A 12,886-nucleotide genomic window follows, 5' to 3' on the forward strand; every position below is an offset into this window, starting at 1 on the left:
TGATTCTCCGAGGGGAACGGTTATCTGCCGGGGTGGTCACTGTCTGGTAACGAGATGGTGGCATGGGAGTGGACGACAAACAGGTGGTTCGGACGCTGTTCGCGGACGGGAGTGGACGATTCGACGCCTTAGTTGACCCACTCACCGAACGCGGATTCGAGATAGACCACGTAGCTGACCCGGAATCGCTCGCCGATACTGACACCGACGGGTACGACCTCGTGGTCGTGGTCCACGACGAGACGACGACGCCGAAACGCGACGGCGTCGCCGGCGTCGAGACGGCACTCGCGGCCGTCGACTGCCCGGTCGTGCTCTACGCGATCGGCTTTCCAGGGGCTGCGGTCGCCGCTGATGCCATCGAAGCAGGAGCTGCCGACGCGGTGTACGTTCCGCCGGAACGCGACGAACTATTGGCCTATCGACTGCGCTGTGCGGCGACCAGTGAGAACGGATTCGATTCGCCAGAGCAGTTGCTCGCAGACTTCTTCGATTACTTTCCCGAGGGGGTCTACGTCAAAGATGACCACGGCCGCTTCGCCGTCAACAGTTGCCCGGCGGCACGGTCACAGGAGTACGACCGCGACCAGCTAGTCGGGCTCACGGACTACGAACTGCTCCCTCCGGACCTCGCCGACGCGCTCTACGAGCAAGAGCGCCGCATCCGCGAACAGGAGGAGCCACATGTCGACGTCGTCGAACACTACGTCGAGGACGGACAGGACCACTGGGTGACGTCGACGAAGGTCCCGAGATACGACGCCGAGGGGAACGTGACCGGTATCGTCGGCGGCACGCGCGACGTGACGCGCTCGCGCCATCGGGAACGCCTCTTGGCGACGCTCCACGAGGGAAGCCGAGACCTGATGCGAGCCGAAACGCGGACGGATGTCTGTCGGGTGGCGACGGCGCTCACCGACGACATCACGGCGCTGCCGGCGGTGGAGGTCGCGCTCTACGACGGACAGACGCTCTGTCCGGTGGAGCCGACGGACGACGGTGAATCGACGTTCCGTCGCTACGAACGGTGGTTCTGGCGAGCCTTCGAGACGGGCCACTCACAGTACGTCACGACGGAACCGGACGGCCGGACGGTTCGAACCGACGCGGCCGACCCGGCGGCCATCGACGCCGTCGTCTTACCGCTCGGCGGACACGGCGCGCTGGGACTGTGGCCGGCCGACCCGCTCGACGAGTTCACGCTGGAGTTGGCAAACGTCCTGGGCGCGACCGTCGAGGCGTCGCTGGACCGTGCGGGGCGGGAACAGGAACTCAGAAACCGTGAGTCGGAACTGGAGCGACAGAACCAGCGCTTAGAGGAGTTCGCGACGATGGTCAGTCACGACCTGCGTAACCCGCTGCAGATAGCGTTCGGCGCGGCCGAGATGCTCGATGGAGCGGACGAACACGTAGAGCGTCTCTCTGCCGCGCTCTCCCAGATGAACCGCCTCGTCGACGAACTGCTGACGATCGCGCGCGAGGGCGAGATCGTCGGGGAGCGAACACCAGTCGATGTCGCTACACTGGCCGAAACCGCGTGGAACGCCCTCGACACCGGCGAGGCCACGCTGGAACTCATCGACTCCGGGACCGTCCTCGTCGACCGTGACCGTCTCCGGGAACTGTTCGAGAACCTCTTCTGGGTATTGCTTCGTGAGGTCGACGACCGGACCATCCGCGTCGGTCGCGTCGGCGACGATGGGCTCTACATCGAGCAGGCCGACGGTGACCGTCCGAACGCAGCCGACCAGTCGGCGACACGGCCGCTCGATACCGACGACTGGACCCAGTATGGCCGCTATATCGTCTCGACCATCGCGGAGGCCTACGGGTGGACCGTGACGAGTGCCGACGTCGACGGCCGGGACACTCGCTTTGAGATAACGGGAGTGACGCTTCAGTGACCGCCGATAGCGACGACCGAACGACGATGTCCGCCACCGCGCCGGTCGCCGTCTCCTGTGTCGACCCCGACGGGCGACTGGCCCCGGTAATCACCGCGCTCCGAGCGACCGACGACATCGCCGTCACGGTTGCCGAGGACATAGATGCCGTCGAAGGCAGCACTGACTGCTGTGTGTTGTTGCACGCGCCCGAAACCGAGGCGCACGACGCCGTCGACGGGCTGGCACAACTCGATGAGCTTGACGAGCTCCATCCCGACGTTCCGGTTGCCGTCTACGGTATCGACATAGAATCGGCGATGATGACGACCCGGGAGTTCACGCATCGAGTCGTCGACTGCGGCGGCGACGCCGCGATGACGATGACCGGGGAGCGAACGGAACTCATCGTGCGGCGAATCAAGCAAGTCGCCGGCTTCGAAGAACACTTTCAGCCGGACGCGGCGCTGTTAGACTCGCTCTTAGAGTCGTTTCCCCACCAACTGTTCGTCAAGGACGACGTGGGACGGTTCGTCGACACCAGCGCCGTCACGGCAGGGGAGTACGAGTTCGACCGCGAGGAACTGACCGGTCTGACTGACTACGAACTCATGCCGATGAGCCTCGCTGACGACCTCTACGAGGAGGAACAGCGCATTATGGCGACCGAAGAGCCGATGCTCAACAAGGTCGAACACTACGTCGACACTGAGGGCCGCAGCAAGTGGGTCAACACGACGAAAGCTCCGCGCTACGATCAGACCGGGGCGGTGACCGGCATCGTCGGCGGCACGCGCGACATCACCGAAGAGAAGCGACAGGAACACGTCGTCCGGGCGGTCCACGAGGCCAGCCGAGATCTCGTCCGGGCGGGCGACCGGACCGAGATCAGCGATGTGACCGCCTCCATCGCAGAGGACATCCCGGCGCTCCCGCGCGTCCAGGTCGTCCTCGCCGATAGCGCCGGTGGGCCGCTCCAACCGGCCGAATCCAGCGAGGAGACGACCATCTACGACCAGTACGCCGAGTGGTACGAACGCGCGTACGAACGGCGGGAGTCGCTGTTCGTCTGCGCGGACGGCACCGAGGTGGTCACTGACTGGGACACAATCGAACGGCCGGCGGCGGCGCTCATTCCGCTCGGTACCCACGGCGTCTTCGGCGTCACGACCGGCGAGAAGACGATAGACGAGTTCACGTACGACCTCTCGAACATCTTCGCCGCGAACGTTGAGGCGGCGCTCGACCGTGCCGAACGCGAACGCGAACTCGAACTCCAGAACGAGCGCCTAGAGGAGTTCGCGAGTATCGTCAGTCACGACCTTCGTAACCCGCTCAGCGTCGCCAGTTCCTCCGTCGACCTCGCGAAGGACGATCCGAAGCCGGCGCATCTGGAGAAAGTCGACCGCGCCCTCGACAGGATGGAACAGCTGACCGAGGAACTGCTCACGCTCGCGAAGAAAGGGCAGACAGTCGGCGAAACCGAGCGTCTCCAGTTACGAGATGCCGTCATCGATACCCACGGTAGCATCTCCGACCAGCGCGCGGATGTGGTCACCGAGGAACTGGGGGCCATCGAAGCCGACCGCTCCCGACTGGTGGAGCTGCTGGAGAACCTGTTTCGCAACAGTGTGGAACACGGTTCCACAGGCTCTCGTTCACAGGCTCACGAGAACAGTGTCGAACACGGTTCGACAAGCAGTCGGACGGGATCCGACGACAGTGTGGAACAGGGATCGGCCGACGAGACCGACACGGTGACGATTACCGTCGGGATGCTCGCCGACGGCTTCTACGTCGAAGACGACGGCGCCGGGATCCCGGCAAACGAGCGCGAGGCGGTGTTCGAGATGGGATACACCGACAGCGAGGACGGAACGGGCTACGGGCTCTACATCGTCTCAACCATCGCAGAGGCCCACGGGTGGTCTGTTCGTGTCACGGAGAGCGGGTCGGGCGGCGCACGCTTCGAGTTCACCGACGTCGTCGTCGTCCGGTGATCAGCGCTCGGCCAGCAGTCGCTCGTACCGATCGATGATCTCCTGCCGACGCTGCCGCTCGCACTCTAACTCCATCTCTAAGGCCGTGATCTGATAGCGCAGGAGCAGCAGGTGATACTGCGAGGGCGTGTTCGCTGTCCGATGCGGAGTGACGAGGTCGCGCTCGATCGCTGGCGTCGGTGGGGGCGATGCCACTCCGGTGGGTCGCGTGGGCATGTGTGGTAATTGTCCCCTACCGGCAAAAGCACCCATCGGACGGCCGTCACACGTCCGTCTTGCGTCCTGAGTGCTCAGCCGACCCCTACATGAAGTCCGCGATGCCGGACTGTTTGTTGTGGTCGTTCTCGAAGACGGATTCGATAGACCGCTCTAAGATTTTCAGGCGCTGTTTCGTGTAGTCCCGGGCACCGAACTCGTCGGCGACGCGGATGGCCGTGTCGATGTACTTGTTGACCGACCCCTCGTGGACGGTGAGGTTCACGCGGCCGCCACACTCCCGGCAGTCGCCCGTGAGCGGCATTCGGCGATAGGACTCCCCGCAGTCCAGACAGCGGACCTCTTGCCGGGAGAACGCCCGGAGGTTGCCGATGAGGTCCGGCAGGAAGTGGTACTCGATGATGCGCTCTGCTACGTCGGATTCGACCACGGCCCGTAGTTTCCGCGAGATGGAGAGCTGGGCGTCCATCTTGTCTTCCATCGATCCGAGGGTCTTGTACGCCGAGAGGTCCGGCCCCGCGGCGATGTTCGTCGTGTCGTGGGTGTGCCGGAAGTCGGTGTACTCGCGGTCGGTCCCCAGCGTCTCCTCGGCGATCTTCATGATGTCTTCGACCTCGGCAGGGTCGGTGAGTTCGCGAGTGGCCTCGTAGAACTCCCGCGGATAGGCGTCCATGATGTCCATGTTGTGTGCCTCGTCGTCGATTTCGCTCGGGTCGATACGCGAAGACATCACCAGCGGCGCGTCCATCTGACCACCGCGCTTGTCGGGGAGGTAGGACTTGCTGAAGTTGAGCAGGCCGTCCATCAGAAGCATCACGCAATCTTCGTCGCCATCACAATTCCGCCGTTTCGCCGCGTGAAAGTACGGATGAGCATAACCCACGGCAGCTGACGTAAATCCGACAACTCTGCCAACTGTCGCGGCGCTGGTGTGCGGGGCCATCCCGAAGACGAGTTCGCCGACCAGTTCCTCGCGCTCTTCGAACTCGTAGTACGGGCCGAGGCCGTAGTACTGCTCCAGGAGGTCGTCGACGAAGTCAGCAGTTTTGAGCATGTGTTCGGCCGCGCCGTCCGAGAGGACGATATCCTGGACCTTCAGTTCGACCAGTTGGTCGGCGCGGGTGAGCGGGTCGCCGTGGATGTCCGTCTCGTAGCCCAGATGTCGGAGGCGGTCGGGTTCCACGTCGAGTTCGGCGGGCCGAACGGCCGTCACCGGGAGGTCGGTCATGTCGTAGCGGACGGTGCCGTCCTTGAACGCCGAGACGCCGTGTTTTGCCCGCAGGACGCCCTTCTCCATCGGTTCGGGCAGTTTCTCTGCGGAGGTGAGCCCCTTGACCGCTTTCAGTTTGTCGAAGGCCGTCTCGCGCTCACCGACGTTTTCGAGGGCGTCCCGGTAGATGGCCTGCAGGTCCAATACCTCGTACTTGGTCGGGGAGGCGAGCGTCTCACAGCGGCCGCACTCGGCGCGGCCGGACTCGTCGGGGTCGACTTCCATCTCGCAGTCGGGACAGACGTACACTGTCTCGGCAATCTCGTCACACTCCGGACAGCGGGCCTCGTGGGTCTCGGTACCGCAGGCCGGACAGCGCCGGCGGGCCACCTCCACCTCGACGCGGCCCGGCGTCTCGCTCATCGAGTCGGCGTGTTTGGTCGCGTCGGCGACGCTGCGCTGGGAGCCGCCGGCCTCGCCGATGGGAAAGAGGGTGTGGACCGCGGGCGAGAGGTCCCGCCGCTCTGATTTCTCCGGGCGGCCCATCCGATTGCCGATACGGGTCGGTGCCCGCTCCCGTACTTCGAAGGGCGAGATCTCGTTGACGGCGAGGACGGCGTTCAGGCCGTTGCCGTCGTTCTCCTCGGGCGAGTAGCCGATGGCGTCAGTCGCCTCCCCTTCGCCGTAGGTCTTCGCACGCTCGGAGATGTCCGAAAGCGACCACTCGCGTTCAAGCGACCGCGAGAAGCCGAGCGTGCGAACCAGCGGGAGCCAATCAGAGACGACGAGGCGGTCGTCGTCCTGTGTGTGTTCGACCAGCAGGTGTTCGAGCGCCGTCTGGACGGGGTCGCTCCGCGGGAGGACGAGGTCGCCGGTAGCCGCTCGCGGGTCGCCGCCGCTGGCGGCTCCCCGCTTCCCGTCCCGAGACGCGCCCTTCGGCCGCGTCTCGCGTGCCCCATCCGTCGCGGTGATTTCCGCGTCGTCCACGGCGTCGGCCAGCGCCCCCAGCTGCTCGACGCTCACGTCGTGCCAGAGGTAGGTGTACTTCGGATGGAGTGGCGCGTCGTACTCGGTTGCCCATTCGAGAGCTTCGTCGGCGCTAGGGTCGGCCAAGTCGACGTGCGGAGAGTCCCGCATCGCGGCGACGTCCGCGCCGGCGGCCCCGAAGTCCTGCTCCCACCACTCGACGGTGTAGGAGGCCGGCGCGAGCGGGTGGTTGTTCTCGACGAACTCACCGAAGTTGACCAGATATTCGCCCAAATCGAGAATCTTCTCGACGCCGTTTCGCACTTCGAGGGCCTCCTCGGCGTCGTCGATTCGGCGCACGTCGCCGTTGGCCAACCGGACGGTCGGCCCCTCGATGGTGTCGACGGGGACGACCCCGGCGGCTTTCCCGGGCCGTTCAGTCTTTATCTGGGTCCCGGTAGCGAGGAAGTCGTCGACCAGGTGCATCGTCGCCGGGTGGACACCGGCGGTGGCGAAGCCGTGGTTGCGTGCCCGGCCGTAGCGCAGGCGGAACCCGCCAGATTTCGAGGGATGCGAGAACACCGGTCGACCAGCGATGAGGTCCCGGAGGTACTTCTTGGCGGGGTCGACGCGGGGCGGGCCGACCTGCTCCTCGCTCTCGGCTTCTTCGTCGCCGTCGTCGCTCTCACCGTCCGTATCGCTCGCGTCGTCGCCGCTCGCGTTTTCCGAGGTATCCCCTTGCTCGGCCTCGCCCTCCCCGATAGTACCGTCGATGAGGTCCTGCAGCCACGGCCAGTCGACCTCGTCCAGATTGCGGGTGTAGCGCTGAATCTTCGGCGCTTTCAGGGCAATCCCCTCGGCGAGGACGAGACACATCCCGCCACGCGCGGAGTTCGAGTCCACCCGTTCTAGGTCCCGATACCCCGAGACCTCCTCGTCGCCGGTAGCCTCCCCGTCGAGCATGATGGGCATGTTCTCGGCGATAAATTTCGTCTCCTTCTCCTTCGGGGAGTACTGAAGGCCGGTGTCCTTGTCGTAGAGGTCAATCTCCTCGGCGTAGCGGCCGATCTCCTCCTCGCGGGCCTTGTACTGGTCGATACCGAGCAGCGCGCGGGCGTAGTCGGCGACCAGCACCGAGAGGGCCTGTGCGGTCCCGCCCGCAGAGCGAATCGGGCCGGCGTAGTAGACGTTGATGAACTCCGTCCCGTCGTCGTTTTCGAGCAACTCGACGCGGTCGATGCCCTCGATGGGGGCGGCGACCACACCTTCCGTCAGGAGGGCAACGGCGGTTCGGACCGCCCCCTCGACTTTCCCCTCGCGGGTATCGTAGTCGCCGACGCTGCCGTCGACGAAGTCGTCGACGAGTTCGAGTGCGGCCTCCTCGCGGGACATCTCGCCTTCGAGTTCGCGCACGCGCTCGGCGACGCCCTCGATACCAAGGATGTTCTCGACGCGGTCGGCCATGTCACGCGCGGTCGGAATCTCGACTTCGGGCTCCGGGTCGCCACCGCGCTCGCGGGCGCGTTCGGCGACAGCCATCGCTCTGTCGAGTTCCGTCTCCAGCGTCTCGAAGTACCGCTCGTCGGCCTCACGCATCTCAGAGGTTCCAGAGGTCCAGGTCCGTCGCCTCGTCGTGTTCGCGCTCCAGGTGCGTATCGAACGCTCGGACGTACAGTTCCCCGGCGAACACCGTCGCGCGGTCTAAGTGGCCCGCGAGTGCCGTCCCGTCCGGCCGCGAGAGCACCGCGTGCGTGTGCGCGAAGCGCTCTCCCTCTAAATGCGAGACGTTTCCGACGCAGGCCGCGACTTCTAACGGCTCGTCGAACTCGATGGCGTCGTACTCCTGTCGGTCTTGCTCGTAGTAGAGCACTTCGGCGTCCTGTACCGCGCCGAGACCGTAGAAGAAGGCCGCGTCGATGTCCTGTGCTGCGGCGAACTCCTCTATCTGTCCCCGCCAGTCCGCGCCGTGGTCCAGTCGGCAGACGTACTCCGAGGCCGTGTCGACCTCCCGATAATCCATACAGGAACTGGATGGGAGGCGACGGCAAAAACGTTGCTACGTCCTGACGCCACGCGGGACGGCCGAGCGCCGCCAGTTCGGACGCGAGAACAGCTCTCGCTGGCGTACCCAACTCAACTGACGCACGACTGAACTGTCACGCCGGTAGCGCCACGCGACTGACCCACTGTCCGCGCTCGGCATCGTAGAATTCGAGATGTTCGACGGTCCACTCGACCGGCTCTATCTCCCGACCGACCAACCGCTCGGCCGCCGCCGCGTCGCCGCCCCGGGCGACCGTGACGTGGGGGACGTAGCCGTCGCCTTCAAGTCCGTCGATGATGTCAAACGCCTCGCAGAGCCGCTCGTGGAGCGCGAACAGCTCGGGGCTCTCGACGGCGAGGTAGACGACCGGCGAGGACCCGGTTTCGGCCACCTCGAACTGGTCGACGCCCGTGACCCGAACGGAGAAGGGCGCTGTCCCGCGGACGGCATCTCGCGCCCGTCCTTCGATAGTGGCGTAGGCGGCGTGGTCGCCGCCGCCGAGTCGCTTGGCGACCAGCGTATGCTCGCCCCGCGGTCGGGCCTGTGCCAAGGGGAGGTCGCGGGCCAGTCGTCCGGCCAGCGAGGTGACCGCGGACGGAAGCGGGACGTTCAGGCTGTACACGCTCGGCCCGAGGCGAGCGGGCGGCAAAAGGCGTGCGGTCGGCCCGGCTAAAGAGAGAGTCACGGAATGGATATCGGTCAGTCCGACTCTATCACGAGTAGCGTTCGGTGTTCCGCGAGGTGGTCGTAGACGCCGCCCAGCACGACACCGTAGACCGCGTACGCGAGCAGCAGGACCGCCGCTACTGGACCGCCGCTGGCGAACGTTTCCCAGCCGAGCCACACGCCGATCCAGAGGACGGCGGCGTAGCCCGACCAGACGACCAGTCCGAAGACCAACCCGTGGACGACGCCGGACTCGCCTGGCAGGCCCCACGTGAAGCCGGCGAAAAACAGCGGCCACGCGAACGTGAACAGCGCGACCAGCACGACCAGCGTCAGAAGCGTCGCTTGCGGCGTCCCCAGCTCGCAGTACGGTGGGCCACCGATCGAACAGAGGCTCGTGAACGTCGCAAGAACGAAGAGGTTCGTTCCGGCGAGTAGCGCGTCCCCGACGAACAGGAATATTGCCAAGACGATCGTCGCGGCGACGCCACCGCCGAGGCTACTTTTCACGGGGTCCATGCCTGCCAGCTACGCCGGGGGGCCGAATAAGTGTAATCGAAGACTAATAAAATGCAGACAGGTTCAGAGCCGGTCGGTCAGATATAGCACGATGAGGACGACGAGCGCCAGCCCCAAGAGCGGTTGTAGCGGTCCCAATAGCCACCCGAGGATGCCCAATAGGCCTTCGACGATTTCCAGTGCGATCCAGACGACGAGGAGGACGAGGACGATGCGCAAGAGAGTGTCCACGTCGATATCGCCACGGTCCATGTGGTTGCCATCTCCGCGCGAAGTGAAACCGCTTGCGGCGCGGTGGCGGGAATATTGGCAGTGACTCCCGTGAGATGGAAGCACACGGCGACACGAACACGGAAGCTATTAGTATTCGACCTACAGTAGTCGCAGATACATGACGCGGACCCACGCCACCGATTCGCTCGCTGCCGCGAGCGATGGGTCCGTCCGTTTCTCCCCGCGACGACGACGACCGGGCCTCTGCTAGGCCCACTACTACTTTCACTCCGTTTCACGGTTCGTTTCGTCTCCAATCGCCGCCGGTCGGCTGTCCGGCGCGTCATCCCAAACCGACAGTCACACCACGGAACCCATAGAGTACACAACTATGCCAGAAGGAAACGGAACCGTCGCGCTCGCCTTCTCCGGCGGGCTCGACACGACAGTCTGCGTCTCGCTACTCAAAGAGGAGTTCGGCTACGACGAAGTCATCGGCGTCACCGTCGACGTCGGCCAGCCCGACTACGAGTTCGAAGAGGCCGAGGAGACGGCCGAGGCACTCGGCGTCGAGCAGTACGTCGTCGACGCGAAAGAGGAGTTCGCCGACCTCTGTCTCAAGGCTGTGAAGGCCAACGCCGACTATCAGGGCTACCCGCTGGGCACCGCACTCGCGCGCCCGGTCATTGCCAAGGCCATCCTCTCGGTCGCAGAAGAAGAGGGCTGTAACGGCATCGCCCACGGCTGTACCGGTAAGGGCAACGACCAACTGCGCTTCGAGGCGATCTGGCGCGATTCGGACCTGGAGGTCATCGCCCCCGTCCGCGAACTCGGCCTCACTCGCGAGTGGGAAAACGAGTACGCACAGGAGAAGGGTCTGCCCGTCGAGGGCGGTGACGGCGGCCGCTACTCCATCGACACGAACCTCTGGAGCCGCTCCATCGAGGGCTCCGAACTCGAAGACCCCTCGACGATTCCCGAGGACGACATCTACAAGTGGACCGAGAATCCCTCGGATAAGGACGCCGAACTGGTCGATATCGAGTTCGAGGACGGCGAGGCCGTCGCCATCGACGGCGACGAACTGGGCAAAGTCGAGCTCATCGAGCAACTCAACGAACAGGCGGGTTCCCACGGTATCGGCCGCACGGACATGATGGAAGACCGCATGCTCGGGCTCAAGGTCCGCGAGAACTACGAGCATCCCGCGGCCACCGTCCTGCTAACTGCCCACGAGGCGCTCGAAGGGCTCGTCCTCACCCAGGAGGAGCGCCAGTTCAAAGCGCAGGTCGACCAGCAGTGGTCCCAGAAGGCCTACGAGGGCCTCGTCGACGCGCCGCTGGTCAGCGCGCTCGAAGCGTTCGTCGACGACACCAACGAGCGCGTCACCGGCTCTGTGACGGTGAAACTCGAAGGCGGCCACTGCCGCCCGGTCTCGCGCGAATCTGACTACGCTGTCTACAGTGAATCGGCGGCCTCTTTCGACGAGGAGGACGTAACTGGCGGTATCACCCAGCAGGACGCCACCGGCGTCGCCAAGTACCACGGCTTCCAGTCCCGGCTGGCGAACAAGATTCTCGACGACGCGAAAAAGAGTGCGGCTGTGACCGACGGTGGGAGCGACGCCGCAAGCAATAGCGAGGAGTCGGAGGAATAGACGGATGAGCGACGGAGAGGACCCCACCGCGAACGCAGACGGCGACGAGACGGTCGTCCGCCGCGACCGCTTCGCCGGCGGGCCGGCACGGTCGTTCCTCTCCTCGCTCGCCGACGACGAGCGCATCTTCGCGGCCGACCTCGCGGTGGACCGCGCTCACGTCGTGATGCTCGCTGAGCAGGGTATCGTCGAAGCGGAGACGGTCGGCGAGATCCTGGCCGCCCTCGACGAGGTCGAAGCGGCGGGACATGCCGCTCTCTCCGACGGCGAGGACGTTCACGAGGCCATCGAGAGCGCGGTCATCTCCCGCGTCGGTCCCGAAGGCGGGAAGATGCACACCGCCCGCTCGCGCAACGACGAGGTGGCCGCGTGCATTCGCTATCGCCTGCGTGAGGACGCCCTCGCCCTGCTCTCGACGCTCGTCGGCGCACGCGAGCAGTTGCTCGCGGTAGCCCGCGAGGAGCGCGAGACGGTGATGCCGGGCTATACGCATCTCCAGCCCGCACAGCCGACGACGGTAGCTCACTGGGCGCTGTCCTACGAACAGGCGCTCCAGCGCGACACCGGTCGCCTGCTAGATGCCTACGAGCGCATCAACCAGAATCCGCTCGGCGCGGCCGCCTTCGCGGGGACCCCCTTCGACGTGGACCGCGAACGCACCGCCGAACTGCTGGGATTCGACTCGGTTGCGGAGAACTCGATGGACGCCTCGGCGACGCGTGACTTCCTCGTCGAGACGACGAGCGCCGTCGCCACGCTGGCCACGACACTGTCGAGCCTCGCCGAGGACGTGGTCGTGATGGCCAGTAAGGGCCACGTCGAACTCGACGACGACTACTCCTCGACGAGTTCCATCATGCCTCAGAAGAAGAACCCCGACACGCTGGAACTGGTGCGGGGTCGCACCGGCGACGCGACCGCCGGGCTGAACGGCTTGCTGACCAACCTTAAAGGACAGCCCCGCGCGTACAACCGCGACCTGCAACGTGCGGGCCGCCACGCGTGGGACGCCATCGACAGCGCCACCGAGAGCGTCGAAGTCGCGGCGGGCGCGGTGGCGACGGCCGACTGGCCTGAAGGGACGCTTTCCGCCGCCGCCAGCGAGGGTTTCGCCACCGCCACCGGCGTGGCGGACCTGCTGGCGATGGCCGGCGTCCCGTTCCGCACCGCCCACGAGGTGGTCGCGGAAGCGGCGGCGGACCTCGACGCGGACGAGGACGCCCCAGACTACGAGGCGCTCTCTGCCGTCGCGGATGACGTGCTAGGCGATTCGCTCTCGCAGTTCGTCGAGCGCGACGCCGTCGAGCGGGCGCTCGACCCGACCGAGAGCGTCGCCATGCGCGACTCCCGCGGTGGACCCGCGCCTGCGGCCGTCGCCGAACAGGTGTCGGGCGCGAAAGAGGTTCTGACGGCACACCGCGAAACCGTCGAAGCGCGCTCGGACGCCGTCGAACACGCGACAGACCGCCGAGAGACGGAGGTGAGTCGCTATGTCTAAGCGACGACCAGCCC

The 12,886-nt window shown here is 65.5% G+C and carries 10 protein-coding genes; 4 read left to right on the forward strand and 6 right to left on the reverse strand.

The window, feature by feature from the left end:
* Window positions 1-62: 62 nt before the first annotated feature.
* Window positions 63-1,904 (forward strand): PAS domain-containing sensor histidine kinase, encoded by a 1,842-nt coding sequence (locus tag E4S61_RS08470; protein ID WP_135303503.1) that lies wholly within the window; start codon window positions 63-65, stop codon window positions 1,902-1,904.
* On the forward strand, window positions 1,901-3,883 hold the full coding sequence (locus E4S61_RS08475; protein WP_135303504.1) for an ATP-binding protein: 1,983 nt from the start codon (window positions 1,901-1,903) through the stop codon (window positions 3,881-3,883). Before E4S61_RS08470 ends, E4S61_RS08475 begins: the two co-directional genes overlap by 4 nt.
* On the opposite strand, the gene E4S61_RS08480 is transcribed toward E4S61_RS08475, so the two are convergent.
* The 6 genes from E4S61_RS08480 to E4S61_RS08505 all read right to left on the reverse strand — a co-directional run bounded on the left by E4S61_RS08480 (window position 3,884) and on the right by E4S61_RS08505 (window position 9,756).
* Window positions 3,884-4,099 (reverse strand): hypothetical protein, encoded by a 216-nt coding sequence (locus E4S61_RS08480; RefSeq protein ID WP_135303505.1) that lies wholly within the window; start codon window positions 4,097-4,099, stop codon window positions 3,884-3,886. It lies immediately after the preceding gene.
* A gap of 85 nt (window positions 4,100-4,184) precedes the next feature.
* Window positions 4,185-7,871 carry a DNA polymerase II large subunit gene (locus E4S61_RS08485; RefSeq protein ID WP_135303506.1) on the reverse strand — a complete coding sequence of 1,229 codons (3,687 nt, stop codon included), beginning with the start codon at window positions 7,869-7,871 and terminating at the stop codon, window positions 4,185-4,187.
* A 1-nt stretch (window position 7,872) separates the two neighbouring features.
* Window positions 7,873-8,295, reverse strand: a complete 423-nt coding sequence (locus E4S61_RS08490; RefSeq protein ID WP_135303507.1) for a PPC domain-containing DNA-binding protein — start codon at window positions 8,293-8,295, stop codon at window positions 7,873-7,875.
* 136 nt (window positions 8,296-8,431) lie between these two features.
* On the reverse strand, window positions 8,432-8,941 hold the full coding sequence (locus E4S61_RS08495) for a 2'-5' RNA ligase family protein (protein WP_135303508.1): 510 nt from the start codon (window positions 8,939-8,941) through the stop codon (window positions 8,432-8,434).
* Between the two features lie 77 nt (window positions 8,942-9,018).
* Window positions 9,019-9,504 (reverse strand): DUF6789 family protein, encoded by a 486-nt coding sequence (locus E4S61_RS08500; RefSeq protein ID WP_135303509.1) that lies wholly within the window; start codon window positions 9,502-9,504, stop codon window positions 9,019-9,021.
* 63 nt (window positions 9,505-9,567) lie between these two features.
* A complete protein-coding gene (locus E4S61_RS08505; protein WP_135303510.1) occupies window positions 9,568-9,756 on the reverse strand; it encodes a DUF7554 family protein in 189 nt (62 codons plus the stop codon).
* Window positions 9,757-10,108: 352 nt separating this feature from the next.
* On the opposite strand from E4S61_RS08505, the gene E4S61_RS08510 reads away from it, so the two are divergent.
* A complete protein-coding gene (locus tag E4S61_RS08510) occupies window positions 10,109-11,374 on the forward strand; it encodes an argininosuccinate synthase (protein WP_135303511.1) in 1,266 nt (421 codons plus the stop codon).
* A 4-nt stretch (window positions 11,375-11,378) separates the two neighbouring features.
* Window positions 11,379-12,872, forward strand: a complete 1,494-nt coding sequence (gene argH / locus E4S61_RS08515) for an argininosuccinate lyase (protein ID WP_135303512.1) — start codon at window positions 11,379-11,381, stop codon at window positions 12,870-12,872.
* The last annotated feature ends 14 nt before the right edge of the window (window positions 12,873-12,886 follow it).

It is taken from the genome of Haloarcula amylovorans (assembly GCF_004681185.1).
Lineage (GTDB): Archaea > Halobacteriota > Halobacteria > Halobacteriales > Haloarculaceae > Haloarcula > Haloarcula amylovorans.